The organism is Pedobacter sp. Leaf250 (assembly GCF_920984735.1).
Taxonomy (GTDB): domain Bacteria; phylum Bacteroidota; class Bacteroidia; order Sphingobacteriales; family Sphingobacteriaceae; genus Pedobacter.
In genome coordinates this window covers 25,066-50,909 of sequence record NZ_CAKLBU010000016.1, presented here as the reverse complement: position 1 = coordinate 50,909, position 25,844 = coordinate 25,066, and the positions used below count along the sequence as shown (strand labels likewise).

30 protein-coding genes and 1 pseudogene are annotated in these 25,844 nt (G+C 35.3%); 16 read left to right on the top strand and 15 right to left on the bottom strand.

Going from position 1 to position 25,844, the window contains the following annotated elements; all coding sequences use genetic code 11:
* The first annotated feature begins 24 nt into the window (after window positions 1-24).
* The 5 genes from LUA91_RS14925 to egtD are packed head-to-tail and all read left to right on the top strand — an operon-like array spanning window position 25 to window position 6,045.
* Window positions 25-1,407 (top strand): mercuric reductase, encoded by a 1,383-nt coding sequence (locus LUA91_RS14925; protein WP_231426874.1) that lies wholly within the window; start codon window positions 25-27, stop codon window positions 1,405-1,407.
* Window positions 1,400-2,350, top strand: a complete 951-nt coding sequence (locus tag LUA91_RS14920; protein WP_231426873.1) for an ABC transporter ATP-binding protein — start codon at window positions 1,400-1,402, stop codon at window positions 2,348-2,350. Before LUA91_RS14925 ends, LUA91_RS14920 begins: the two co-directional genes overlap by 8 nt.
* Window positions 2,347-3,921 carry an ABC transporter permease/substrate-binding protein gene (locus LUA91_RS14915; protein WP_231426872.1) on the top strand — a complete coding sequence of 525 codons (1,575 nt, stop codon included), beginning with the start codon at window positions 2,347-2,349 and terminating at the stop codon, window positions 3,919-3,921. The genes LUA91_RS14920 and LUA91_RS14915 overlap by 4 nt, the downstream gene beginning before the upstream one ends.
* Window positions 3,918-5,066 carry an ergothioneine biosynthesis protein EgtB gene (gene egtB / locus LUA91_RS14910; protein WP_231426871.1) on the top strand — a complete coding sequence of 383 codons (1,149 nt, stop codon included), beginning with the start codon at window positions 3,918-3,920 and terminating at the stop codon, window positions 5,064-5,066. The genes LUA91_RS14915 and egtB overlap by 4 nt, the downstream gene beginning before the upstream one ends.
* A gap of 4 nt (window positions 5,067-5,070) precedes the next feature.
* Entirely contained in the window at window positions 5,071-6,045 is a 975-nt protein-coding gene (egtD, locus tag LUA91_RS14905) for an L-histidine N(alpha)-methyltransferase (protein ID WP_231426870.1), read from the top strand.
* On the opposite strand, the gene LUA91_RS14900 is transcribed toward egtD, so the two are convergent.
* The gene (locus LUA91_RS14900) at window positions 6,042-7,115 is read right to left on the bottom strand and encodes an aminotransferase class V-fold PLP-dependent enzyme (protein ID WP_231426869.1); all 1,074 of its coding nucleotides are present in this window, start codon (window positions 7,113-7,115) and stop codon (window positions 6,042-6,044) included. The two genes, egtD and LUA91_RS14900, sit on opposite strands and share 4 nt — an antisense overlap.
* 78 nt (window positions 7,116-7,193) lie before the next feature.
* On the opposite strand from LUA91_RS14900, the gene LUA91_RS14895 reads away from it, so the two are divergent.
* On the top strand, window positions 7,194-7,670 hold the full coding sequence (locus tag LUA91_RS14895) for a DinB family protein (protein ID WP_231426868.1): 477 nt from the start codon (window positions 7,194-7,196) through the stop codon (window positions 7,668-7,670).
* Between the two features lie 44 nt (window positions 7,671-7,714).
* Window positions 7,715-8,092 (top strand): VOC family protein, encoded by a 378-nt coding sequence (locus LUA91_RS14890; RefSeq protein WP_231426867.1) that lies wholly within the window; start codon window positions 7,715-7,717, stop codon window positions 8,090-8,092.
* Between the two features lie 48 nt (window positions 8,093-8,140).
* Here LUA91_RS14890 and LUA91_RS14885 read toward each other — a convergent pair whose 3' ends face one another.
* Together LUA91_RS14885 and pta are read right to left on the bottom strand one after the other, a co-directional pair.
* Entirely contained in the window at window positions 8,141-9,337 is a 1,197-nt protein-coding gene (locus LUA91_RS14885; protein ID WP_231426866.1) for an acetate/propionate family kinase, read from the bottom strand.
* A 7-nt stretch (window positions 9,338-9,344) separates the two neighbouring features.
* Complete coding sequence (gene pta, locus LUA91_RS14880; protein WP_231426865.1) at window positions 9,345-11,432, bottom strand: phosphate acetyltransferase; 2,088 nt, start codon at window positions 11,430-11,432, stop codon at window positions 9,345-9,347.
* Window positions 11,433-11,581: 149 nt separating this feature from the next.
* On the opposite strand from pta, the gene LUA91_RS14875 reads away from it, so the two are divergent.
* Window positions 11,582-11,860 (top strand): SelT/SelW/SelH family protein, encoded by a 279-nt coding sequence (locus LUA91_RS14875; RefSeq protein WP_231426864.1) that lies wholly within the window; start codon window positions 11,582-11,584, stop codon window positions 11,858-11,860.
* Window position 11,861: 1 nt separating this feature from the next.
* On the opposite strand, the gene LUA91_RS14870 is transcribed toward LUA91_RS14875, so the two are convergent.
* A complete protein-coding gene (locus tag LUA91_RS14870) occupies window positions 11,862-12,074 on the bottom strand; it encodes a hypothetical protein (protein ID WP_231426863.1) in 213 nt (70 codons plus the stop codon).
* Between the two features lie 209 nt (window positions 12,075-12,283).
* Here LUA91_RS14870 and LUA91_RS14865 point away from each other — a divergent pair, with 209 nt between their 5' ends.
* Together LUA91_RS14865 and LUA91_RS14860 are read left to right on the top strand one after the other, a co-directional pair.
* A complete protein-coding gene (locus LUA91_RS14865; RefSeq protein ID WP_231426862.1) occupies window positions 12,284-13,360 on the top strand; it encodes a sensor histidine kinase KdpD in 1,077 nt (358 codons plus the stop codon).
* Window positions 13,361-13,449: 89 nt separating this feature from the next.
* Window positions 13,450-14,100 carry a response regulator transcription factor gene (locus LUA91_RS14860; protein WP_231426861.1) on the top strand — a complete coding sequence of 217 codons (651 nt, stop codon included), beginning with the start codon at window positions 13,450-13,452 and terminating at the stop codon, window positions 14,098-14,100.
* 161 nt (window positions 14,101-14,261) lie between these two features.
* Here the strand turns inward: LUA91_RS14860 and LUA91_RS14855 are convergent, their stop codons facing one another.
* The gene (locus LUA91_RS14855) at window positions 14,262-14,624 is read right to left on the bottom strand and encodes a PleD family two-component system response regulator (protein ID WP_231426859.1); all 363 of its coding nucleotides are present in this window, start codon (window positions 14,622-14,624) and stop codon (window positions 14,262-14,264) included.
* A 201-nt stretch (window positions 14,625-14,825) separates the two neighbouring features.
* Between LUA91_RS14855 and LUA91_RS14850 the strand changes: the two genes are divergently transcribed.
* Window positions 14,826-15,107, top strand: coding sequence for a hypothetical protein (locus tag LUA91_RS14850; protein ID WP_231426857.1), 282 nt, complete (start codon window positions 14,826-14,828; stop codon window positions 15,105-15,107).
* Between the two features lie 40 nt (window positions 15,108-15,147).
* Here the strand turns inward: LUA91_RS14850 and LUA91_RS14845 are convergent, their stop codons facing one another.
* From LUA91_RS14845 to LUA91_RS14835, 3 genes are all read right to left on the bottom strand, one after another.
* A complete protein-coding gene (locus LUA91_RS14845) occupies window positions 15,148-15,585 on the bottom strand; it encodes a hypothetical protein (RefSeq protein WP_231426855.1) in 438 nt (145 codons plus the stop codon).
* Window positions 15,586-15,791: 206 nt separating this feature from the next.
* Window positions 15,792-16,397 (bottom strand): DUF4142 domain-containing protein, encoded by a 606-nt coding sequence (locus LUA91_RS14840; protein ID WP_231426854.1) that lies wholly within the window; start codon window positions 16,395-16,397, stop codon window positions 15,792-15,794.
* A gap of 132 nt (window positions 16,398-16,529) precedes the next feature.
* Window positions 16,530-17,087: a ferritin-like domain-containing protein gene (locus tag LUA91_RS14835; RefSeq protein WP_231426852.1), complete on the bottom strand. Its 558-nt coding sequence runs from the start codon at window positions 17,085-17,087 to the stop codon at window positions 16,530-16,532.
* A 201-nt stretch (window positions 17,088-17,288) separates the two neighbouring features.
* Between LUA91_RS14835 and LUA91_RS14830 the strand changes: the two genes are divergently transcribed.
* On the top strand, window positions 17,289-17,549 hold the full coding sequence (locus tag LUA91_RS14830; RefSeq protein WP_231426851.1) for a SemiSWEET family sugar transporter: 261 nt from the start codon (window positions 17,289-17,291) through the stop codon (window positions 17,547-17,549).
* Window positions 17,550-17,605: 56 nt separating this feature from the next.
* On the top strand, window positions 17,606-17,812 hold the full coding sequence (locus LUA91_RS14825; protein WP_231426850.1) for a hypothetical protein: 207 nt from the start codon (window positions 17,606-17,608) through the stop codon (window positions 17,810-17,812).
* A 32-nt stretch (window positions 17,813-17,844) separates the two neighbouring features.
* Here LUA91_RS14825 and LUA91_RS14820 read toward each other — a convergent pair whose 3' ends face one another.
* Window positions 17,845-18,369, bottom strand: coding sequence for an RNA polymerase sigma factor (locus tag LUA91_RS14820; protein ID WP_056850159.1), 525 nt, complete (start codon window positions 18,367-18,369; stop codon window positions 17,845-17,847).
* 541 nt (window positions 18,370-18,910) lie between these two features.
* Here LUA91_RS14820 and LUA91_RS14815 point away from each other — a divergent pair.
* Window positions 18,911-19,789 (top strand): annotated as a pseudogene (locus tag LUA91_RS14815) (LLM class flavin-dependent oxidoreductase); the annotation flags it as partial.
* Between the two features lie 9 nt (window positions 19,790-19,798).
* On the opposite strand, the gene LUA91_RS14810 reads toward LUA91_RS14815, so the two are convergent.
* The 4 genes from LUA91_RS14810 to LUA91_RS14795 all read right to left on the bottom strand — a co-directional run bounded on the left by LUA91_RS14810 (window position 19,799) and on the right by LUA91_RS14795 (window position 22,240).
* A complete protein-coding gene (locus tag LUA91_RS14810; protein ID WP_231426848.1) occupies window positions 19,799-20,494 on the bottom strand; it encodes a DUF421 domain-containing protein in 696 nt (231 codons plus the stop codon).
* Window positions 20,495-20,616: 122 nt separating this feature from the next.
* Window positions 20,617-21,021, bottom strand: a complete 405-nt coding sequence (locus LUA91_RS14805) for a heme-binding protein (protein WP_231426847.1) — start codon at window positions 21,019-21,021, stop codon at window positions 20,617-20,619.
* A gap of 131 nt (window positions 21,022-21,152) precedes the next feature.
* On the bottom strand, window positions 21,153-21,353 hold the full coding sequence (locus tag LUA91_RS14800; RefSeq protein ID WP_231426846.1) for a hypothetical protein: 201 nt from the start codon (window positions 21,351-21,353) through the stop codon (window positions 21,153-21,155).
* 167 nt (window positions 21,354-21,520) lie between these two features.
* A complete protein-coding gene (locus LUA91_RS14795) occupies window positions 21,521-22,240 on the bottom strand; it encodes a DUF481 domain-containing protein (RefSeq protein ID WP_231426845.1) in 720 nt (239 codons plus the stop codon).
* A gap of 119 nt (window positions 22,241-22,359) precedes the next feature.
* On the opposite strand from LUA91_RS14795, the gene LUA91_RS14790 reads away from it, so the two are divergent.
* Entirely contained in the window at window positions 22,360-23,184 is an 825-nt protein-coding gene (locus LUA91_RS14790) for an ion transporter (protein ID WP_231426844.1), read from the top strand.
* Here the strand turns inward: LUA91_RS14790 and LUA91_RS14785 are convergent, their stop codons facing one another.
* Window positions 23,185-23,547 (bottom strand): response regulator transcription factor, encoded by a 363-nt coding sequence (locus LUA91_RS14785; RefSeq protein WP_231426843.1) that lies wholly within the window; start codon window positions 23,545-23,547, stop codon window positions 23,185-23,187.
* Window positions 23,548-23,719: 172 nt separating this feature from the next.
* Here LUA91_RS14785 and LUA91_RS14780 point away from each other — a divergent pair, with 172 nt between their 5' ends.
* On the top strand, window positions 23,720-24,409 hold the full coding sequence (locus tag LUA91_RS14780) for a DUF4142 domain-containing protein (protein WP_231426842.1): 690 nt from the start codon (window positions 23,720-23,722) through the stop codon (window positions 24,407-24,409).
* A 187-nt stretch (window positions 24,410-24,596) separates the two neighbouring features.
* Here LUA91_RS14780 and LUA91_RS14775 read toward each other — a convergent pair whose 3' ends face one another.
* Complete coding sequence (locus LUA91_RS14775; RefSeq protein ID WP_231426841.1) at window positions 24,597-25,835, bottom strand: hypothetical protein; 1,239 nt, start codon at window positions 25,833-25,835, stop codon at window positions 24,597-24,599.
* Window positions 25,836-25,844 lie beyond the last annotated feature (9 nt).

Below are 25,844 nucleotides of genomic sequence, written 5' to 3'. Positions count from 1 at the left end.
GTTTTATTGCTGTAATTACTTTATATGAAACATTTCGATGCAATAATAATAGGTGCTGGTCAGGCTGGTACACCATTAGCTAAAAAACTGGCTGAATCAGGAAAAAAAACCGCCATAATTGAAAAAAGAATAGTTGGTGGAACCTGCATTATTGATGGGTGTACACCTACAAAAACAATGATTGCATCTGCAAGAACTGCTTACCAAGCAAGAAATGCTGGAAAACTTGGTGTAGTTATAGGTGACGTTAAGATCGATCTAAAGCAGATAAAAAAGAGGAAGGATGAAATTGTAAAATTATTTCAAGGATCAGCTCAAAAGGGAATAGAATCTACCAAAGGCTTAAAGTTATTCATGGGCGCTGCCTCTTTTACCGGAAAAAAAGAGATAAAAGTAGAAATGGAAAATGGTAAGATTGAACACTTATCGGCAGATTTAATTTTTATTAATACAGGTGCAAGTACAGTTATTCCAGAAATTAAGGGTTTAAAAAATATCGATTATCTCACATCTACCTCAATATTGGATATACAGGAAATTCCTGATCATCTCGTGGTTATTGGAGGCAATTACATCGGTTTGGAATTTGGTCAAATGTTTAGCCGCTTTGGTAGTAAGGTTACTATTCTCGAAAAGTCTACTCATGTCTTGGCAAAAGAGGATCACGATGTTTCTGATGAAATTTGCAAGGTTTTAGCAAATGAAGATATTAAATTTTTAACTTCAGTAGACGTTACTGAGATCAAAAAATCTGATAAAGGAATAGCTATTGAAGTGAAGCAAAAATCGCAAAGCAGAAAAATAAACTGCAGTCATGTTTTAATTGCTGTAGGTAGAAAACCCCAAACCGAAAGCCTTGGCTTAAATTATTGCGGTGTAAAAACCGATGATAAAGGTCATATCATGGTGAACAATAAGTTGGAGACCAATGTAAAAGGTATTTATGCATTGGGTGATGTAAAAGGCGGACCTGCTTTTACGCATATTGCATATAATGATCATGTGGTTATCTACCAAAATTTAATAGAAAAGAAAAATGTGTCGACAAAAGGTCGCCCAATTCCTTATTGTATGTTTACCGACCCGCAAATGGCAAGAGTGGGAATTTCGGAAAATGAAGCCAAGGAGCAAGGATTAAATTACAAAGTTGCTGTATTGCCCATGGCAAATGTTGCACGGGGAATTGAAACTGGCGAAACATTTGGTATGATGAAAGCAGTTGTTGATGCTAAAACTAAAAAAATATTAGGTGCTACCGTTATCGCTGCTGATGGTGGCGAAATTATGTCGGTTTTACAAATGGCAATGCAAGGCGGAATCACTTATGATAAAATCCGATATGGAATTTTCGCACATCCAACATATACCGAATCGTTAAATAATCTTTTTATGAAATTGGATGATTAGCGTTAAGCAAATAAGCAAAAGCTTCGGTAGCACCTTTGCTGTTAATCAGGTTTCTTTTGAGGTTTTAGAAGGAGAAAGCCTGATTTTGCTCGGTACAAGTGGTTGCGGAAAAACCACAACGCTTAAAATGATAAACCGCCTAATTGTTCCAGATTCTGGTGAAATTACTATCCATGGAAAAAAAATATACGAAGAAAAACCAGAAATTTTAAGGCGTAACATTGGTTATGTATTACAGAATAATGGTTTGTTCCCTCATTACACTGTTGCTGAAAATATAGCCATTGTACCCAAGCTATTAAATTGGGATAATAAAAAAATTACATCCAGAATAAACGAAATTATAGAAAAACTTCATTTGCCTGAATCGTATTTAGCTATGTTTCCAAGTGAATTAAGCGGCGGACAGCAACAACGTGTGGGTTTGGCCAGGGCATTGGTTACAGATCCATCTATTCTATTAATGGATGAACCTTTTGGCGCTTTGGATAATGTAACCCGTTCGAGCATTCGAAAAGAGTTTAAGGCATTGGAAGAACTGAAAAGAAAGACCATGGTAATGGTTACCCATGATATTCATGAAGCTTTTGAACTTGCAGACCGCATTTGTTTGATGGACAAGGGAGAGATTATTCAAATAGGAACACCCAAAGAACTGCTTTACCAGCCTGTAAATAAATTTTCTGAAGATTTTCTAGCAAGTGAAAAGTTATCCCTGGCTTTTAAAGTTGCTTCGTTAAATGATATCTGGGATTTTTTGCCAGCATCGGATCATGAAACGCCGAACATCATTTCATCAACAGAAAATGTTTGGGATGCAATGGAGAAATTACAAACGCAAAGCAGACTTGGGATAAAAAACGAATCCGGTGATCAGAAAAACATCGATTTCGATCAATTAACAGCTGCTTTTAGTCAATATCAAAAAAATCCAGTATCATGAGTGAAAACCAGCAAAGCCTATGGCAGTTCATGATCGAGCAATCTGATAAGTTGCTTAATCAAACATTGCAGCATTTAGGGTTAACATTCATATCACTTTTTTTCGCTGTTCTAATAGGTTTGCCTTTAGGAATTTTAATAGCCAGAAAACAAAAATTATCCGGCTCAGTTTTGGCTTTCGCAGGTATTTTACAAACTATTCCGAGCATCGCTCTACTGGGTTTCATGATTCCGCTACTTGGAATTGGTGCCAAACCTGCAATTGTTGCGCTGCTAATTTATGCGCTATTACCCATTATTCGAAACACTTATACCGGAATTGTTGGGGTAGATCCGAGCGTTCGCGAAGCTGCAAAAGCGATGGGAATGAGTGCTAAGCAAATTCTTTTTAAAGTCGAACTGCCCTTAGCTATGCCTGTTATTCTGGCTGGAATACGTACGGCAACGGTAATCAATGTTGGTGTTGCAACACTCGCATCATATATCGCTGCGGGAGGTTTAGGCGAATTTATCTTCGGAGGTATTTCTTTAAACAATACCAATATGATCTTGGCAGGAGCAATTCCTGCAGCAATTTTGGCAATTGTTTTAGATGGTTTGCTCGCATTGATTCAAAATCTAAATTTCAAAAAGTTAAGAAAAATCCTGATTGTGGTACCAGTTGCCATCCTAATCTTGAGTGGCCTTTATTTACTTCCTAAAGCCTACGGTAATTCACTTACTGCAGGTTTCACACCCGAATTTATGGGTCGGCAAGATGGCGATTTGGGCCTGAAATCGGTGTATGGATTAAAAATTAATACCATAGTAATCAGCGATGCTGTGATGTACAAAGCGGCTTTTGAAAAAGAGTTAGACGTAATCAGTGGTTATTCTACCGATGGAAGACTGAAAGCTTTCGATCTAACCATTTTGAAAGATGACAAACTTATTTTTCCACCATACTACGCTGCGCCAATTGTGCGGGAATCTTCACTAAAAAAGTTTCCTGAACTCGAAAGCGTGTTAAATCTTCTTGCAGGGAAAATAACTGATGCAGTAATGACTGATCTGAATTATAAAACCGATCAGCTGCATCAAAGCCCCGAAAAGGTAGCAAAAGATTTCCTGGTGAGTCAAAATCTTTTTAAAGTATCGAAAAATAGTAAAGGAGGTATTGTTCGTATTGGTTCCAAAATTTTTGGTGAACAGTACATCCTTGCCGAAATGTATAAAATGCTTATCCAGGGAAATACCAATTATCAGGTGGCTACTAAAACAGGTTTAGGCGGTACAAAAATATGTTTTGATGCCTTAGTGAATGATCAGATTGATTTCTACCCGGAATATACCGGTACAGGATTATTGGTATTGCTTCAACCCAATGCCGAATTTGCGAAGAAAATAGCTCATGATAAAAATCAGACTTATCAATACGTAAAGGATGAATTTAAAAAGAAATATCAGATCAAATGGTTAACGCCAATTGGCTTCAATAATTCTTATGCTTTAATGATGCGGCGAAAACAATCAAAAGATCTAGGTGTTTATACCATCACAGATCTTAAGCAATATCTGGATAACAACAAATGAATTTTATTGAAGAATACTTGCGTATAAGAAAGCATTCTGAACAAATATGTGAGCCTTTGCAAACGGAGGATTATGTTGTTCAACCAATTGCAGATGTGAGTCCGCCGAAGTGGCACCTGGGACACACTACATGGTTTTTTGAAACTTTTATCCTTAAAGCTTTTTCTCTTACTTACCAGGAATTTAATCCGGATTTTAATTACGTTTTCAACAGCTATTACGAATCTGTAGGTGCGAGGGTAATCCGTACTGATCGCGGAAATTTAAGCAGACCAAGTGTGAATGATGTTTACCAATATCGTGCCTATGTGGATGAAGCCATGACACATTTACTTTCCTGCCCAATAAATGAAAAACTAACTGAATTATTGCTCCTAGGTTTTAATCACGAACAACAACATCAGGAATTATTGCTTACTGATATTAAATACATTTTGGGAAATAATCCATTGTTTCCAGCTTATTCAACAGATTGGAAAGATAAAACGGATGAATTGTGTGGTGATGAAATGATTGATATTGCAGAAGGAATTTATGAAATTGGTTTTAATGCCAATGGCTTTTGTTTTGACAATGAACTATCACGGCATAAAGTCTACCTAAATCATTTTTCCATCAGCACTTCTTTGGTCACCAATCTAGAATACCTCGATTTTATCAATACAGGCGGATATCAGGATTTTAGCTATTGGCATGCCGAAGGTTGGGATTGGGTAAAAAACAATCAGATTAATGCGCCTTTATACTGGAATCTGGTTGATGGTGACTGGTTCAACTATACGCTAAACGGCTTTCATAAAATTGATTTGAACGCACCAGTTACCCACATGAGTTATTACGAAGCTTATGCTTATGCCAGTTGGAAAGGTTTACGTTTACCAACAGAGTTTGAGTGGGAAGTAGCTGCTCAACAATTTAATTGGGGTACACGATGGGAGTGGACCGAAAGTGCTTACTTGCCCTATCCTGGGTTTAGCAAAGCCCCTGGCGCAATAGGTGAATATAATGGCAAGTTTATGGTTAATCAAAAAGTGTTGCGTGGTGCATCTGTTGCTACGCCGCAAGGTCATGAACGCGTTACTTACAGAAATTTTTTTCATCCACATTTAAGGTGGCAATTTACAGGCATTCGATTAGCAAAATAATTTTATGGATACAATGATTACTAAACGTATGGTTCCGGTTGGTTCGCAATTTTTAAGTGATGTTTTAGATGGTTTGCAGGCCGATCCAAAATTCTTAAGCTCCAAATATTTTTATGATGAAAAAGGAGATCAGATTTTTCAGCAAATTATGGAAATGAAGGAATATTACCTCACCAATTCTGAAATGGAAATCCTTGAAGAACAATCAGCGAAACTGGCGGATTTCATTTCTTCCGGTGGTGATGGATTTGATCTAATCGAGCTTGGTGCTGGAGATGCTACTAAATCCATCCATTTGTTATCTGCATTATTGCAATCGCAATTGGATTTCACTTATTTTCCCATTGATATTTCGAGTCATGTAATAGATGATCTGGAAGAAAACTTACCTAAAAAACTGCCTGAATTGCAAATACAAGGCTTGAATGGTGATTATTTTAAAATGCTCCAAAAGGCCAAAACCATTTCCAATCGGCGAAAAGTTGTTTTGTTTATGGGCGCCAATATTGGCAATATGGATTTAGCAGAAGCGGAAAACTTTTGTTGTGATTTGCAGAACGAACTTTCGCCAAATGATCTATTGATTATCGGTTTTGACTTGAAGAAAAACCCAAAACAAATTCTCGCTGCTTATAATGATCCTGCCGGAATTACCCGATCTTTTAATCTGAATCTTTTGGATAGAATCAACAGGGAATTGGATGGGGATTTTGATATCTCAAATTTTGATCATTATGCTTCTTATGATCCTGAAACGGGCGCCTGTAAAAGTTATTTGATCAGTCTGAACGAACAGCGTGTAAATATTGGCGACGAAACCATTCACTTCAATAAAAGTGAACATATATACATGGAAATTTCGCAGAAATATTCCTTAGCTGATATAGATGCTTTGGCCAGTAAAACTGGATTTACGCCAATTCATCGCTTTTTTGATCGGAAGGAATACTTTGTTGATGCGGTTTGGAAAGTAGATTAATACTTTCCGTCAACCACATCGAGTAATTTTTGTAAATCATCTACAGTATTGTAAAAATGGAAAGAGAATCTGGTTCCCGCACCTCGTGCTGAACATAAAATATTGGCTTTTTCCACTTTTTCGACCATTTCTGTTTTTAAGGGCAAACTAATGATGGTGGATTGACTTTCTCTGTTTATCATCCATTCAGGAAGCAAACCTCTGTTGTAAAACTCTGTTCTGGCTTTATCGCAAAGTAACTGATTGCTTTTTTCAATATTTTCAAATCCGACTGATTGTAAAAAGTTAAGGCTGTAATCAAGCGAACCAAAATTTAATGTATCTATATGTCCAGGTTCAAAACTCATTGCCAAATGGCTTTTGCCTTGTAGAAAAGGTGCAGTTGGCAAGCCATTGGCAGATTTATCCTGATAAAGTTTTCCAACCAATTGATCTGACAATAAACAAAATCCATTACCAAAACCAGAAAGAAGCCATTTATACCCACTTGAAAGCAAAGCATCCAATCCTGAATTATCGAAATTAAATGCCTTTGTACCACAGAATTGTGTTCCATCGGCGATCAGCAAAATTTCTGGATATGTTTGTTTGATTTTTTTAATAAAGTTTTCTGAAAATTTATAACCACTAATGTATTGCACCATGCTAAATGCAAATATTGTAGGTTTAAATGCATCAATTGCTATCAAAATGTTTTCTTCAAGATTTTCATCGATCTTAACTTCATTAAATTCAAAACCGCTAGATTTTATTGGATAAGCTACAGAAGGGTAATCCTCTTGCAACAATAAAAAGCGATGATTTTTTTCCAAACCATTTAACAAGGTGTTAAAGCCAAACGAAAAATTTGGTGTAAGCAAGACATTTTTAGCCTGGAATATTTCGGCAAGCCGAAGCCTTAAATTTTCAATGATTGTTCCGCTCTCCAATCTGAAATTACTTCCTCCAGCCAGGTATTCCTGGTCATGCTGCTGTCGCCATTCTATCAACGGTTGATATAAAATTCCCGAATAAGCGGTATTAAAATAAGTATATTCATTTAGGACAGGGAAGAGGTCTTGAAAATTCATACTCAAAAGTAATAGAAAATTGCAACTCCAAACCATCCGCTTTCAACTTTGTTATTTAATAGCACATTAATAAAGCTCATGGAAAATCATACCTCAATCCTCATCAACGAACTCAAAAAATTGTTAAGTGGAGGCGGAGCGCATGTCGGTTTAACAGAAGCAATCGCCAATTTAAATTTGGAGCAAGTTTCACAAAAACCTCAAAATTTACCTTATAGTATTTGGCAGCTGGCGGAACACATTCGGATTGCACAATGGGATATGTTGGAATTTAGTAAAGATGGAAATCATCAATCGCCGAAATGGCCGGATGAATATTGGCCTATAGAAACTGCACCCGAAAATGAGGAAGCCTGGAATAAAACTATTTCCAGCATTGAAAAAGATCTATTGGAATTTATTGAATTGATCGAAACTGAAAATCTTTACAACGAAATCCCACATGGGCAGGGGCAAACTCTTCTACGTGAAGCATTGCAAATAGCCGATCATAATGCTTATCACATTGCAGAAATTGTTGTGATAAGAAGGTTAATCGGTGCCTGGAAAAGCTAACTGAATACTACACTCTACATATTGTTTAACTAATTTTTTAAATCATGTTGCAAACAAGCAAAGCATTTAGTTCTTTTTCTGTAAAAAATATAGAAGAAGCAAAAGCATTTTATGAATCTATTGGATTAAAAACCAAAGTTGGAGAAATGGGTATACTAGAATTGGTAATCGATGGTGCCGAAAATATTATGCTGTATCCAAAAGATAATCATGAACCAGCAACCTTTACGGTTTTGAATTTTCCTGTCGGGAATATTGATGAAACCGTCGATGAACTGATTTCAAAGGGCATAAAATTCGAACAATACGATTCGGAATATATCAAAACCAATGAGAAAGGAATTTCGAAAGGGGCACAGGGTCCAAAAATTGCATGGTTCAAAGATCCGTCTGGCAATATTTTATCCGTGTTAGAAATTTAATTTATAAATCCCTCTTCAGTAAAAATTTCTGATGAGGGATTTTTTATTTTATGCTAATAATCCAAAGCATTGATGTGCAATTTCATACTCTTCATTGGTTGGAATAACCAAGATTTTCACTTTCGATTCATTAGAGCTAACATCAACAATGCCGCCTGTATATTTCAAATTACTTTCTTGATCCATATTAATGCCTAGGTAATCTAGTTCATTACAAACTGCTGCCCGCATAGATTTATCATTTTCTCCAACACCCGCCGTAAAAACAATGGCATCCAAACCATTTAGAATGGCAGCATAAGCACCAATAAATTTCTTGATGCGATAGGCATATAATTCTAGCGATAGGATTGCCCCATCTTTACCTTCAACAGCAAGTTTGCCGATATCACGCATATCACTCGAGCCACCTACACCCAATAGACCAGATTGTTTATTGAACAAAGTACTTAACTGATCTAAGCTGTAACCCGCATGTTCAATCAAATGAAAAATAACCGACGGATCGATATCGCCAGAGCGTGTACCCATAACGAGGCCACTCAAAGGTCCAAATCCCATGCTTGTATCGATTGATTTTCCATCACGAACGGCTGCCATACTGCAACCATTACCCAAATGGATGGTAATGATTTTCGAATCTCCTTTATCCAGCCATTTAATGGCCTGCTCGCTTACATATTTATGACTGGTGCCATGAAAGCCATAAACTCTAATGCCATGATCTATGTAGTACTGATCGGGAATTGCATATCGAAATGCCTGTTGCGGGATAGTTTGATGAAAAGCGGTATCAAAAACAGCCACTTGCTTTGCATTTGGAAAAGTTTGTTCAGCCACCTCGATGCACTTTAAATTAACCGGATTATGAAGCGGAGCAAGTGAAAAAAGTTTTTTAATTTGATGTTTCACTTCCCCGGTAATCAACGTTGGACCTGAAAAATGCTCTCCTCCATGAACTACCCGATGGCCTACGGCTGCAATATCATCCGGACTTGCAATCACCGCTTGTTCTCCTTCGGTTAGCAAAGCCAATACCTGATTCAAACCCTCGCCATGATCAGCAATAAAATCGGTTTTTTCTGTTACAAATTTTTCTGCTCCGCTAAATAAAGTATGTTTAATATATGATCCTTCAATACCAATGCGTTCAACCAATCCGCTACAGATCGGGGCTTTTATTGGCATTTTAAAAAGTTGATATTTTAAAGAGCTACTTCCTGAATTGATGACTAAAATGTTCATGGTTTATTTATAAATCCTGGCATTGGATTGCCGTAATTACTACCGTGTTAAAAATATCGTCGACCGTACAGCCGCGACTTAAATCGTTGATGGGCTTATTTAAACCTTGCAACATAGGGCCAATAGCCAAAGCACCGGTCTCACGCTGCACTGCCTTGTAAGTGTTATTTCCTGTATTTAAATCAGGGAAAATCAATACACTCGCTCTTCCGGCAACTTCCGAATTTGGCATTTTTTGGCGTCCAACAATTGGATCAACCGCTGCATCATATTGAATAGGACCTTCAATTTTTAATTCCGGATATCTTTTCCTTACAATTGCGGTTGCTTCCCTTACCCGTTCTACATCTTCCCCCTCACCAGAAGTGCCCGAAGAATAAGATAACATCGCGATTCTTGGTTCAATACCAAATTTGGCGCTGCTTTCTGCTGATGAAATGGCTATTTCTGCAAGTTGTTGTGCGGTTGGATTTGGGTTTACCGCACAATCGCCGAAAATGGCTACACGTTCTGGCAGACACATAAAAAATATCGAAGAAACCACTGATACACCTGGTCGGGTTTTTACAAATTGCAACGCAGGGCGGATGGTATGCTGTGTGGTATGTACTGCGCCAGAAACCATTCCATCGGCATCGCCTTTGTACACCATCATGGTGCCGAAATAAGATACATCGGTCATCATATCACGAGCCATTTCCATATTCACATTTTTGGCTTTGCGTAACTCGTGTAAGGTGTCTACATAAGAATTATACTGATCGGAAAGTACAGGGTTGTAAATATGAATGGCATTTACATCTAAATTTAAGCCTAATCTCTTTATAGAATTTCCAATTTCCAGTGGATCGCCCAATAAAGTAATGTCTACAATATCTTGTGCAATTAGCTTTTCTACAGCTTTTAGTATCCGTTCATCATTTCCTTCAGGAAGTACAATATGTTTTTTCTCCCGCTTGGCCCACTTTACCAATTGATATTGGAACATGTGAGGCGTTATTCCCTGATAGCTAAATGTGATGATTTTATCATCAAGCGCCTTCAAATCAACATGTTTTTCAAAAATATCTATGGCTAATTCAATCTTCTTTTTATTATCAATAGTAATTTTAGAATGGATAGAACCAATAGTTGTTGTAGTTTCAAAAGTCCCTTTTTGCACCGCAATAATTGGGATAATGGTTTGTAAACCTTCAATTAGCTTAATCATTGGTTCATCGGGTAAACTGCCTGCTGTAAGTACAATCCCAGCAATTTTTGGATAATTAGCAGAAAGATTAGCCTGCAATGAACCAATTATAATATCGCCTCTATCGCCAGGTGTAACAATTAACAAGTTATCTTTAATGTGCCTTAAAAAATTAGGCAGCATCATTGCTCCTGTTACAAAATTATCAACCTGGTTATCGAGCAAATCTGCACCAAATAAAATATCAGCATCCAGAGCTGCCGCAATTTCTTTCATGGTTGGACTTTGCAAACCACTTTCTATAGGAATCACTGCGATCAATAATTCTGGTGGCAATTGATTGGTTAATGCTTGTTTAATCCGTTCAGCTTCCTCTGGATTAACCATGTTAGCCACAACACCCAAAACCTGAACATCTCTTAACAAGAAATTGCGATAAATGTTAATGGCACTTTTAAACAACTGACTAGCAGTTTTACCTTTTCCAGAAACCACGATTAATACAGGCGCACCCAGGTTTTTCGCCATTAAGGCGTTCGATTCGAATTCAAAAGCACTGCCCTCGCCTAAGAAATCGCTGCCTTCAATTACCGTGAAATCGTAGTTGTCTTCTAGCTTTTTATATTTACTGATGATGGTGTTAATAATTGTTCCACTATCTTCTGCCTGGTGAAGCATATCCTGCCGGGTAAAAGCAAAAGCATCTTCATAACGAATGGGTAATGAGAAATAATCAAGCATTGCTTCTACATGTTCATCCTTTTGATTTGGATCCTCTTGTGCAATTATGGGCTTGAAATATCCTACCTTTTGGGTTTTAGCCAAGAGCATATTAATCATGCCAAATGCGATTACTGATTTTCCGGTATAGGGCTCTGCAGATGCTATAAAGATATTTTTCGTCATAAAAAATGGATAATACTGATTACAATAACCAACTGTTGCCAATATAGTTGGAAATTTTTTAAATCTATATTAAAAAATTAGCTGGTGTGTTTATGGATATAATTTTATGCTAAAAATGCCCATCAAAAAGATATTTCTATATTGGTGCTATGAAACCTACAATCTCGATAGAATATTGCCCCAAATGTGGATGGATGTTGCGTTCGGCATATATGGCGCAAGAACTTTTAAATACCTTTACTGGTGAAATTAAAGGTGTTTTATTAATTCCAAGTGAAGTTAGTGGCGCATTTTTTATCTCTATTGATGATCAATTGGTTTTTGATCGCAAAGCGATGGAGCGTTTTCCAGAAATTAAAGAATTAAAAAAACTGGTTCGCGATCATATAAGTCCTGGTATGGATTTAGGGCATACCGATCGCAAATAACTTAGGCATTCGATTCAATGATTAACTTAAGTGTTTTCAATCGATAGATAAGTGGCTGATTTACTTTTGAAGTAAGATTGGCTTTTAAAGGTTGGAAATGACTTTGCAAAAAATGATCATAATCTGTAATTTCAGTAGCTTGGTTTAAAAAAATAGGTACAGGTTGTTTTCCTGCTTTGGTAAAAAAATCTTCTAGCTCCTGGAGTTCTTGCATCGTCATGTTGCAAAGCTACAAATGAAAACTAAATGGTTTTACAATAAGTATAAATTTAATTGTTTAGCTAAAACTCATCACGTAGTTTATTTTTGAATAAATTTTAAATGGGAATGATAAAAATCATTTATTTTTTTTAAAATTAATAAAACCATTTTGGATAATTCATGTTCAAGTTTTGCTCTAATGCCAAATTAATACACAGCCAAATGAAAGAGATAAGTAATGATTTATTCTGTAAAATTGGGGAAAGTGCTAATGATGGTTACTTCATCTACAATTTGCAAACTGAAAATTTTACCTACATAAATTTTGGTTTGGCCAATATTTGGGAAATAGAAAAGGAAGCCCTTTTCCACAAACCGCATTTGTTTTTAGATAAAATTTATAAGGATGATGTAGAACATGTTGTATCGTGCTACGAAGAATGTTTAGAAGATATGGAGCCTAAAAAGTATGAATTTCGATTAGGCTTTGAAAATTCCAGAGAGAAATATGTTAAAGTTAGTTTGTATCCATTTAATAACGAGAGTACAATAATTTGTGGAATAGCTGAAGATATTACTGTCGAGCGTCATAATAAACTGCATATCGAGCAAATTAATTACCGTAAGAATATTACACTCGAAGTTTTATCACACGATTTAAAGGAGCCTTTGGGAATGATGAAGTTAACGGCTTCATCAATGGAGAAAGAAATCGCAAAAACTGGTGATAAAAGTTTGCAACGTTCTTTAAATTTCATCGCAGATATGTGCGATAGGAATACGCGATTGATTAGAAGTGTAATTAATCATGAATTTATTAAAAGTAATGTGGTGGAGCTCAAGAAAGATCGACTGGAGCTTGTTTGGGAATTGAAAGATGCCCTTCGTTACTACCGGAGATCAAGATTAAGCCAGGTTCGTAATTTTAAATTCAGTAGCAATAAAGATAAAATTTATTTACCCCTCGATGGGATGAAATTCTTGCAGGTAATCAATAATCTGATTTCTAATTCAATAAAGTTTACTGATGAAAATGGCACCATTGGCATTACAGCGAATGATTTAGGTGATTCGGTAATTATTTCTGTTCATGATAATGGTAGAGGAATACCAGAAGAAATGAGATCGACGTTATTTGAAAGGGCAGAGCAGGGTTTTAGAGCGGGCTTAGTTGGACGCGATTCTGGTGGCTTAGGTTTGGGCATTATACATAACATAGTTAAGTCTCACGATGGCCGAATCTGGTTTGAAACAGAAACTGGAAAGGGAACTACATTTTATGTAGAATTACCCAAATAAATACTTTAATTGAGGCATTCCATGGCAGATTAAGGCATTCCGAAAACACACTATTTTCTGAATCAATTTCCTTCAATTATATTTGGTTTATGATCAAAATAATCCTGGTAGATGACCATCACTTAATGCGTGAGTCGCTTACCGCACTTATGAATAAATACGAGTCGGTTGAAGTTGTGGCCGATGTTGCTAATGGAAGAGAATTACTCAATTTAATAGATGCTGGTATTCAGGCTGATATCATTTTATCGGATATAATGATGCCCGAGATAGATGGTATTGAAATGATTCCATTGATCAAAAAGAAATCTAAAAGCCTCAAAGTTGTATTGCTTAGTGTATTGGAGGATGAAAAATATCCATCTAACGCTTTTTTGGCGGGTGCAAATGGATATTTATTAAAGAGTGTAGATGCCGATGAATTAATGTTTTGCCTTCAGCATGTAATGAAAGGACATAAATATATCTCATCAAGTTTATGTATTTCCATCTTGGAAAGATTTAATAAACAGCTTGTTATGCTTTCGCCAGAGCAAAATCATCGCCTACAGTTTTCTGAGAGAGAGTTAAGTGTTTTAAAGTTAATAGGTGAGGGGATGACCAATCAGGAAATGGCCGATAAACTCTTTTTAAGCAGAAGAACTGTTGAAGGTTTAAGGCAAGCACTTATTGATAGAACAGGTTGCAAAAATACAGCGGCATTGGTTCGTTTTTCTATATTAAACGGCTACGCCATCTAGTTAAAGTCCAATTTTCGAGTCAGAAAATTGGACTTTTTTAAATTCAGTATTTTATTGCGTATTAATACTTTTAACGGTAATGTATAGCTCATTTGCTTCAATAGAATATTACTGATTATTCAAAATTTGTAATGATAAATGAGTTTATCTATCGACAATTTTTATTTCAATAGAAACTTTTTAGTCATAGCAATTACTTCATTAATATCAAAAGGCTTACAAATAATACCGTCGGCTTTTGATGGAACCATTTCTATTTGATTGGGCAACATTGCTGATATCAGGATAATTGGTAAATTATTTGTTTCTAACCTATCTTTAATTTCATTACATAGTATTCTCCCATCCTCTTCACCCAATAAGATATCTAAAAATAAAATATGTGGATCGAAATTATTTAATGATTCATATAGATCAATAGAAGAAAAGATGCAACGAATAAGAAAATCTTCTTGTTCCAAAATCATGCCCAGCGCCTCTCCGTTAGAACGGTCATCATCCAATATTAAGATTCGTTTAGGCATTAGTGCTTGGTTGGTTTAGGGGATAAAGTTAATCCATTTGCCCTGTTTAAGCGAGTGTATAAATACGTTATAAATTACGTTAACTACGCTCTAATGCTAATTTAATATCATATTTGCCATTGTAAAAAAGTTGTTGAGTTATTGATTTTCCTAGTTATAATAAAATGGATTTGTTATTTTAAGACAATCAAATTCTTAATTATGGAAAGAAATTTAGAGTACGTTAAAATTCCTAATTTCCTCAATCGAATTAGGAACGAATGGCCAGGAATGATTGATCGTTTCGAATTTAAAACACCAACGGTGATTTACGTTCACCTTAAAGAAGGTATTTCCAGTATTGATTTTTTAGGTAGGTTATCAAAAAAGGTAGAACGGATGATTGATTTTACCATCCCAATTATTTTATATCATGTAGAACGCGATGGAATGAGTTTAAGGTCTCATCCACTCAACTGGTATTCCACTATCGAAAAAGCTTAAATTTAGGGACATTTAACGTTTAAATGTCCCCTGTAGTTTTTTATCTTACTATGCGATTTTTAGGTATGCTGGCTCTATAAATTATTGCCGCTGCCAAAACTGATGTTAAAAATATTCCTTCTACAATATTAGCTTTCTTATTTTTTCTTAATCCTTTGTAAAAACGATAGGCTGCAATTCCGCCCAAACCTGCTAATTCAAATGTCAGGGGTTTTAAAAACCTGTTTTCTGGTTTATGAGATAAAGTTTTACTTAAGCTGGAATCGGCAAGATTTACACTTTTGGCTAATCTTTTTTCTATGGTAGGTTTTGTTAAATAAATTCCTAAACCCATTCCTGCTGCGCTAAGTCCTTCAATTAAGAGGTTATACGGTTTATTTGTAGTGTTTTTTGCCATAATTTTTAATAATATTAAAATAGTGTTAGAATATTTTTCAGTTGAGCAAACAAATTGTGATATCTTTTGTCTTTCATTCAATATCCCTAATAATTAATTCTGGAATGGAACAAGGCAGACGACCTGATCAAATGGAATATAGCGCTAAAGCTAGTTTTTATTGTATAATAGCAGCTTTTATATTAGCTGTAATTTTTTCATTTGTACAGCCATTCTTTAATCAGGAGTTAGGGCAGATGGCAATGATTTTTAAAAGCATTACCTCGAAATAATTCACTTATAAAATTTTATAAGGGATCATTTCCTTGTCCTGCTTTTGCCTCCATAATCTTCTTTTCCATTTTTATAATTTCCTGATAATGGTTTTCTAAAGTTGGCTTTGTAATCTCGGCGAAAGCTGCTACATCTGCATCCTTTAATTTTGTAGCTTGAGTAAATAAATCTATTGTCTTCTGGTAATCGTTAATTATAGCCTTTAAATAAAATTCATTCTTACCTTCTTTCTTTGTATTTTCTAATTGTTTAACAAGTTGTGTTTTAGATAAGGGCAAATTTTGAGGCAATTTCACATCTTTTTTTACGGCTAAATTTTCTAAAAGTTTATGATTCGCTTTTTGATCTTCAATTAATTTTTTTACAAAAGCTGTAAGTTCTTGGCTCGTGCCAGCTTGCATCAGTTTATCACTAAGCTCTACTAAAGTGAGCTTACTTATTTCAGCATTTACTAAAAAATTAGCTGCTTCATTGTTTAAACTGGTAGATGTAGTTTTGGATAAGGTATCTGAAATTGTTTGACTGGTATTATTAAATTTCTCACTATTATTATCTGAATTGGTACAGCTAAATAAAAACGTAAAGGATAGCGCTGTTAATGTAAAATAAGTATGTTTCATATCAAGTCTTTAAAAAACCAACACCATTAGTATTTTAAAGTTTTGAAAAATTTAAAATCATGCTTGAAAATATCATTGACATAAAAAAGCCCATTTCTGTGAATGGGCTTTCCAATGGATTAATTTATGTAATTATTCTGTTGCTGCCTGTGCATTTATTGTGCTTTCGGCAATCTCTGTAAGTGCAACATCAGTAGCTTTTTCGTTTTCTAGCGTTTGTGAAAGTAATGCGGCAACATCATCGTGCCCCATGTTTTCGGCAAATACTTTAAGCGTGCCATACGTTGCGATTTCATAATGCTCCACTTTTTGTGCCGCCAAAATTAGTCCGGCATCGCGAATCATAGTCCCTTTTTCAGTTTCCTCGATAATGCCATTAGCTTCTTCAAGTAAGCCAGCCATAGCCTCGCATTTTTTTGCGGCTGCTTTCTCATCTAAAAGAGAAAAAACTTCTTCTAAAGTAACAATGTGTTGCTCGGTTTCTTGAGTGTGTTTTTCAAATGCCTGAACAAGTTCTGGACTAGTTGCTGCTTTTTTCATTTTGGGAAGTGCCTTTGCCAAATGTTTCTCTGCCCAATAAATGTCTTTTAATTCATCGACAAAAAATTTATGAAATTCCGAATCTTCCATCTTTCCAGTATTACCCGTAGGTTTTTTTGGAGTTTTTTTTGATTTTACTGTGGTTGCCATAATATTATTTTAAGGTTTATTATTTGTACAACTCTATTAAAATGGAATTGGTTTTGGCAATAGAAATGTCCCGTAGAAATACAGATATTCTTCTTAAAATTTTGCGCTAAATACTTATGGCTGATGGTTCTTATACCTGTATTTTAGGTATTTGTAGTTAATGAAAAACAATTGCTCAGTTCTGTGATTGATGAAGCTAGGATGGAATTAAAACTCATAATTGGTATTTGTGCTGGGATTTTAACTGCAACGGCAGTAATACCCCAAATTATAAAAACATTGCGAACCAAAAAATCTGAAAATATATCACCTTTCATGTTTTTGGTATTGCTTTCAGGAAATGGGTTGTGGTTGTATTATGGTTTTTTAATTATGGATTGGCCAATTATTATCACCAATGCATTCTCTTTTTCTATGGATATCTTGATGCTGATTTTAAAATATATCTATAGAAAAAAGTAAATGAAGAGATAAATAAAACTCTAAGGCAATTTAAGCGGTTGTAATTAATAAAGACTATGGAAAATATCAATAATTCTGAAGAAGACGAAGGAACAGTACAAGAGAACAAAGATCAGGTAAAGACCGGAGTTATTCCTAACAATGACTTAGACGGAAGTGATGCTGATAAAGCATACGATGAAAATGGTGAGTTTAAACAACTCGGAGAAAACCACGTTGATCAGAATGGTGCAGATGCTGATGAAGATAAAAAATCAAAATAAAATAAAAGCCCCGATTCTAATCGGGGCTTTTATTATGGTCTGTAATAAGCATCAGTTTTGTAGTTCTTGAGATTCTTTTTTAACTCAATTCTAGCCTGGTGTATATGTGTTTTAACAGTTCCTATTGGTAAACCCAATTCTTCAGCAATTTCATGGTATTTGTAACCTTCAAAATAGCGTACAAATGGATCGCGATATGCTTTTGGTAATCTATCCAATGCACCTTGAATATCGTTCATCATAAACTTATTCTCTGCTACATTTCTAGTTGCGCTATGACTTAAATTTGCATAGGTGATTTCTTCTTCAGTAGTAATAAGCGCATTTTTCTTTGCAGTTTTACGATAATCGTTTATAAAAGTATTGCGCATAATTACAAAAAGCCATCCTTTTAAATTTGATCCTTCTTCAAATTTATGAAAAAACCGGATCGCCTTCATCAAAGTATCCTGTACAAGATCATTGGCATCATCAAGGTCCTTAGTAAACTGCAGAGCGTGAGAGCGCAGGGAGCTTGCATTGCTGTTAACAATGCTGCTAAATTCTGTTTTGTTCATGGGATAATGTTTAAGGTGATTCGTTTATAATTTGGCAAAATTCATACCGATAATATTCAACGTTATTTATTCGCGTATAATTACTGTTGAGTTATTCCTCGTGAATTTTCTGTCAGCTTCCATAACAATACTTGAGAGACTGTTTTAGGGTAGTATAACGTTTTAGATGGAGGAAAACACGGTTAATATGTTACAATTGACAGCTGGTTTATTTTAATAATATTTTGACCTAAATGAAAACAGTTTGTGGAATATTGACCTATTTGTAGAATGATTTAAATGATATCTGCAATAAAAATTGCGACGGTATATTATGGTATACCTTTGTATATTGAAGGTCATATAAACATTGTTGCGATACAAGCCATCTATTTTACTGATATTTTTACGCTTTAAAATTACACATCACCGCAACATGAATATTACTTCCTTAAAACATATTCCTTATTCCGTTCTTGATTTAGCAACCGTTTTAGACGGTTATACCGCTGCAGATACTTTTAAAACAAGTTTAGAAATTGCATAACAGTCAGAAGCATTAGGTTATACCCGTTATTGGTTTGCCGAACATCATAATATGGCTGGCGTAGCAAGTTCGGCCACTGCGGTGTTGATAGGTTTTATTGCCGGTGGCACAAAAACAATTCGCGTGGGTTCTGGCGGCATCATGTTGCCAAATCATTCGCCGCTAATTGTTGCAGAGCAGTTTGGAACTTTGGCTTCTCTTTACCCAAACCGGATAGATTTGGGCTTGGGCAGAGCGCCAGGAACTGACCAGATTACTGCTATGGCCATAAGGGGAGAAAATATGCATGCTGCACATAATTTTCCTAAAGATATCGAACGCTTGCAGCAACTGTTTTCTGCCGATAACTTCAATTCAAAAGTTCGTGCCATCCCTGGCGAAGGTCTTGATATTCCGATTTGGGTATTGGGTTCGAGTACGGATAGTGCAAGATTGGCCGCCGAAAAAGGCTTACCTTACGCTTTTGCAAGTCATTTTGCTCCGGCTCTGTTCGAACAGGCTGTTGCCATCTATAAAAACAATTTCAAACCATCAGCATATCTTGCTGAACCATATGTGATTGCCTGTGTTAATGTTGTAGCTGCTGATACTGACGATGAAGCAGAATTTTTATCGAGCTCCGTTAAAAAAATGTTTTTAGGGGTAATAACAGGAAAAAGAGAACGCCTTAAACCGCCTGTAGAGAATATCAACGCACATTGGGATCAGCTGGAAAAAGAAGCTGTTGAACAAATGTTATACTATTCTTTTATCGGGAGCAAAGATACTATAAAACTAAATTTAGCTGCTTTTGTATCAAAATTTGGGGTTAATGAAGTTATGAGTACCTCTCATATTTATGATCATCAAGCGAAGCTATATTCCAATAAACTGTTTGCCGGTATTTTTGAGTAAGGATTATAACTACTTTATCCTGCAATTGTTAATAGCAATTACCCATTCGTTGTGGTTACAATTTGGACAAATATGTTCTGTTCTTGTAGTTACTTGATCGACATTGCCACAAAAAGAACAAGCGTAATGCATGTTCGTATTCAGTATTTTTGTTTTCTTCGCAAATAATTCTGGTAAGATGGGTAGACCAAATTGAACTTTTTCATCAGGATAAAAATATACGCTTAGTGTTCCTGAAGTTTCGAGTATTACGTTTTCTACTTGTCCTAAATGAGATATGCTTTGTTGCCGTAATTCAGCAAAAAATTCGTCTTGGGCAAGCACTTCTTTTTTAAATTCTTCAATATTAAATTTACTTTGCTTAATCAGATAAACACATTTTCCTTCGATTAGATCATCTAATTTCTCACTCTTTGCGGTTAAATAGGTAGTTAGCCTGTATGCTCCAACAATGATAAAAAAAATGATTACTGGTATTAGCAAACCAATCTCTTTATAAAACATGGGGTCTCCGGCAGCAGATCCTAAACTGATAATTACTACCAACTCAAAAACTGAAAGTTGCCTAACGCCCCGTTTTCCTAAAAGCCTTAAGCCAATCAGGATAATAAAGTACATAATGAAAGTTCGGAGTGCTATTTCAAAGAGAAATTCCCAGTTTTCTTCACCTATAAAGAAACTTTTCCAGTCGATGTTTAAGATCATATTGATAAGTTGTAGCTCAATAACAACTTTTAATTGAAAACGATTTGGAATTTTAAAGATTTAGGTATTTATCTTTCGATAAAAAATGTTAGATGCTTAAATGCATCTAACATTTTGGATTTTTATGATTTTAATGCTGCTGCACCAGCGCTTGCAACTTCATGATCTTGCTCTACACTTCCACCAGATACCCCAATGGCACCGATTACTTTTCCAGATTCATCTTTTAACACTACGCCGCCAGGGAAGCTGATTAAGCCGCCATTGGAATGTTCGATATTATAAAGTGGTTGACCTGGTTGTGATAATTTCCCGATTTCTCCCGAATCCATATCAAAAAAACGTGCTGTTTTAGCTTTTTTAATGGAGATATCAATCGATCCTAGCCAGGCATTATCCATTCTATGAAATGCTTTTAGGTTTGCACCTTCGTCAACAACAGCAATATTCATTGGAACACCTATTTCGCTTGCTTTAGCTTTTGCCGCCGCAGATAACTTTTCTACTATTTCTAATGTTAAACTCATAACTTTTAAATTGGTTAATGTTTAAGTAACACAATTTGATCATTATTGTTCTGTTTTGAAGATGCAATTGATTGATCAATAAATAAATGAGTAGACTATTAAGTTTAGGCGATGATATTTTCGAAAAAAGCCTAAGCTTTTACTCTTTTAGGTTTGCCTTCCGTTTTTTCTGGAACTTGAATAGACAAGATGAGATCAATACTTTCCGAGTTCGTTTCGTAATCAGCGGCTATTTTTTCCCATTTTAAAAGTTCTTGCTGAAGGCTTTCTATTTCCCTACCTAATGATTCTATCTTGCTTTGAATTGATTTTCTAACGTTTGTATTTGCCATACACAAAATTATGATTTGAATATGAAATTGATGTAAGCGAAATCTTATAAATTGAAATATTGCAACTTTTAATCTGTTTATCAGTGATATACAATGCTTAAAAAATTATTAACATTTGGTGATAGATATTTTTTGCCAGATACAAATACATGGATAAGCAATTACGGTTAGAAATATTTATCCAAACTTAAACCATATGTGAAATTTAAGTTCTCTCTACTGGTTATATTTAACCTGTTATAATTTAGTGAGGTTGTTAAACTAATCCATTTTCGAAGCCTTAAGCCAATTGTTGTGGATGAGCGAATGATATAATCGCCGCCACGCGAAAAGGAATTTTGTAGAAAATGGCTTCCATCGATGGTAAGAATTTCTTTAACCTGAAAATGAAATTGTAACCTTAACGAATTTCGTAATGTGTTATAGCTCTTGCCAATAACCAAACTACTCTGATCGAATAAAATACCATTGCTCAAATTGATATATGAATTTGGTTCATCAAGAAAACTATATGCAATACCACCACCAGCAAGTAATTGGTTTTTTAGCTTTAACGAATAGCTGGTATTGTAATTTAATAAACCCCAATAATAAAAATGTGCCGGACCTTTGAATAAATTAAAGTTAAGTGTACTCGAAAAATCATTGTTGCTTAAGCTCTTGTTTTGTTTCCCATAAAGCCAGCTGGTAGTAGAATTTAGCACGAAAGTTTCTTTTTTCATCCCAAAATTTAAACCGTTGTTTAATAAATATGCACGTTGATCATTGGTTCTATTAATTGAGCCGGTAGAAGATAGCATAATATGATAGTTGGTACTATCGCTATATTGGGCTGATGCATGAATAAATATGGATGTAAAAAATATTAGGAGTAAAAATTTCTTCATATTCAATTTAACAGATTATGATCTACTATGTTTAAAACAATAGAATGAAAAAACAATTCAAGAAATGAAAGTATAATAATAATCGCAACACATATTTAGCAAATGATTAATTTTATAAAATGAAACCAAAAACATCTGGGCATTGGCGCTTTCGTTTGCACGAGGTTATTTACGAATCGAACTCACCTGCAGGCAAAGCTTTTGATGTAGGTTTACTCATCGCTATTTTTACCAGCATTATTGTGGTAATGCTCGATAGTGTTATAAGTATCCACAATAAATATGGTAATTTATTTTATTACGTAGAGTGGGTTTTTACTGCCTTATTCACAATAGAATATATTTTAAGATTAATCAGCATAAAAAAACCGATAAGGTATGTTTTCAGTTTGTTAGGAATAATCGACCTTATTTCATTATTGCCATCCTATTTAAGCATATTTTTTCTTGGGGCACAGTCGCTATTGGCTTTCAGGGCGTTGAGGTTGTTAAGGGTTTTTAGAATTTTTAAACTCGGAGAATTTTTAAGTGAGATTAACTTTCTTACACAGGCTTTAAGAAACAGTTTTCGAAAAATTAGTATTTTCTTATTAACGGTATTAACCATTACTGTGATTTTGGGCTCTATTATGTACTTGGTTGAAAAAAGAGAAAACGGCTTTTCCAACATTCCGGAAAGTATTTATTGGGCAATTGTAACCATAACAACGGTAGGTTATGGAGATATATCACCAATTACACCGATGGGAAAATTTGTTGCATCTGTAGTTATGCTTATTGGTTATGCCATTATTGCCGTTCCAACAGGAATTATTACACACGATATAGCCATTGCCGCTAAATCAAAAAAAGAAATGCCCGAATCTTGTCCAAGTTGTAGTTTGGAAGGTCATGATACTGATGCGCTTTTCTGCAAGCATTGCGGCTCATCATTATTTAAGTAATTAATTCGGTAAATACCGTTCTACGCGACTGGCAAAATCATTTAAATCGAAGGGTTTATTAATGAAATCTTCGGCTGTACATTTTGCTTTAACGGCATTTAAATGATTATTTGCCGACATCATCATTACAGGAATCTTGTGCGTTTTAATGTTGGTTTTGAGTTGGCTGCAAATGTCTATTCCATTTCCATCCGGCAACATAATATCTAAAATAACCATATCCGGAATGCTCTCTTGCATCTGTATCCAGAAATCTGTTGTGTTACGGCAAGCTTTAACATCATATAGCTCTTCGGTAAGTAAGAATTCGATAATCTCTCTAATATTCGGATTATCTTCTACAACATATATGCACTTTCTCATAAGCTTTATGTTAAGTATATATGCTTAACGACTATCATTACCAGTTGTTTAAGTTAGTTGTTCACAAAGTATAAGTTATTAACTATTGTAATTATACCCTTTAACAAACTATCATTATTACAAACTATTTTAAGTGTTTTTAGGTTGTTTCTATATACCATTTACATCAGCCATGAAAAACATAAAAACAGCTTTCGCACTTCTATTGTCGTTCTCCCTTGGAAATAGTTTGTATGCAACTGAAGCTCCAAGTCGAAAGTTAACAGGTCAGATAGAAAAATCTTTTATTCAGGATGTTTTTCCTACTGAAGCATTCATGAATCAGGCTTTGCTTTACGGTTTAAAAGAAGTACAAAAAAGCGGCATTGCGGCACAAAATGCAGGCAATGAGAAAATTAAAAGAGTTGCTAAATCGGCATTGGATCTTCATACTGCCGCGAATAAAGAACTTATCGCATTGGCTAAAATTAAGAATATTACCTTAACAGCCAGCAAACCTGATGATGGTCAAAGGCCAGATGGGAGAGTCGATTCTGCCCCAACTACATTGCAAGATACTTCCCGAAATCAAAATCAGGGAGAAGCTGGAAATACTGGTCAAGCTAAGGATGTAATGATTCAGGGTTTTAAAATGCTCCGCGATGCTGACATTCAGGAATCAATTAGCAAATTAAAAGCAGTTAAGGGAGAAAATTTTGATAACGCTTACCTTGCATCGAGCATTCAGGATTACCAAAATATTGTAGCACTTTTTGAGGCGGGATCAAAATCAGCTGACAAAGAGGTGAAAGCATTCTCAAAAAAATACCTTACGAAATTTAAAGCGCACCTATCGCAGGTTACTGCAATGGTTAAAGGTTAAAAATATAGGTTCTACTCAATTATGTAAATTATATTTCAAAGGACCGTCATTCCCAATTTAGTTAGAGATTTTAAAATGGCTTTTTTAGCGTTTTAAGATCCTACCTTGGCGGGAATGACGGGAAAAGGAAATAAATTTAGTTGCTTATTCCAATTTCTACTTTCGAAATAGTCTTTTCATTTTAATTCTAATTGTGAGAAGCATTACTTTCAAAACCGAAAATAGCTAAACGTACTGGTTTGGAAGATACTTTATGTTTTGCCGTTAAATTAAAAGTCGACAAATCAATTTGATGAACCTCACCTAAAGTTGGTACTGCAATGTATGCATATTTCGTTGTGGCTTCGAGCACTGGTTTATAGGTATCGGTACTTGAAGTTGCCGATATTACGGAGCCTTCCTTTTTCAGTGCACCAGTAGCTAAATCATATATTCTTAATTTACCATCTAAAGTTAAAACCAATAAATTTTTGCCTGCAAAATCTACTTTGCATTGAAATGCATCGGCTCCGCTATAAATTGGTGCAATTTTATTGTTAGCGATATCTATTGAGTAAGCACCTTTTGTAGCCACATAGCCAATAAATTTTTTAGCTGATTCTGCATAATAAATACTGGCTAATCTAAATGCCCCAAATCCATCAGGATTTGGAATTAATTTTTGTTCACCTGTTGATTTTACAACTAAAATGCCACCTGCATTGGCTGTAGAATCAGTAAAGCCACCAAAAACAGCATTTGTTCCATCGCTGGCATTACCATGAATGGCGCCAATTTCCAATGTTGAAGCATATATAGTTTTACCATCTTTATCAATTACTAAAACACGGTTTGGAGAAGTTCCCGCGGTAGCTGTAGAAGTAACTGCATACGTTCCGTTGGTAAATTGAGCCATTGCGCCATGGTGCGGTAACAGACCTGCATTTACGATAGAAAATTTTGCGCCAGCGGTATTAAAATCGCTTTCCATAGCACTGCTTAAAGTTCCGTCACCATCATTAAAAATCAAACTTTCATTGGATTTTGATTTAAAATGCGTTGGCTTAATGCCTGTAGCGGTTATGCTGGCCCATTTTGGATTATTTAATACATCTATATGATCTACATGAGAACTTAACCCACTGTCAAACACTTCTACCAGGTTTTGTGCTCCATAAAGTACTGAGGCGTATCTACCTGAAGATGTTGCATAAAGGTTAGCCAATGGGAATTTTGCATCGAAAGATGTAATAGTTGCTGTAGATGGGTCAACCAAAGTCAGTTTGTTCGAAGTTTCATCAGCTGTTAAAAATCTAACATATTTAAATTCTTTGGCTGTTGCCGAGGGCTCTTCAATAGGCTGCTCATTGTCTTTTTTACATGCTGCAAATGCTGCTGCTACAGCAACTAACATTGCTGCCTTTTTAAAATTGTTTTTAGATAACATAAGGTTTGA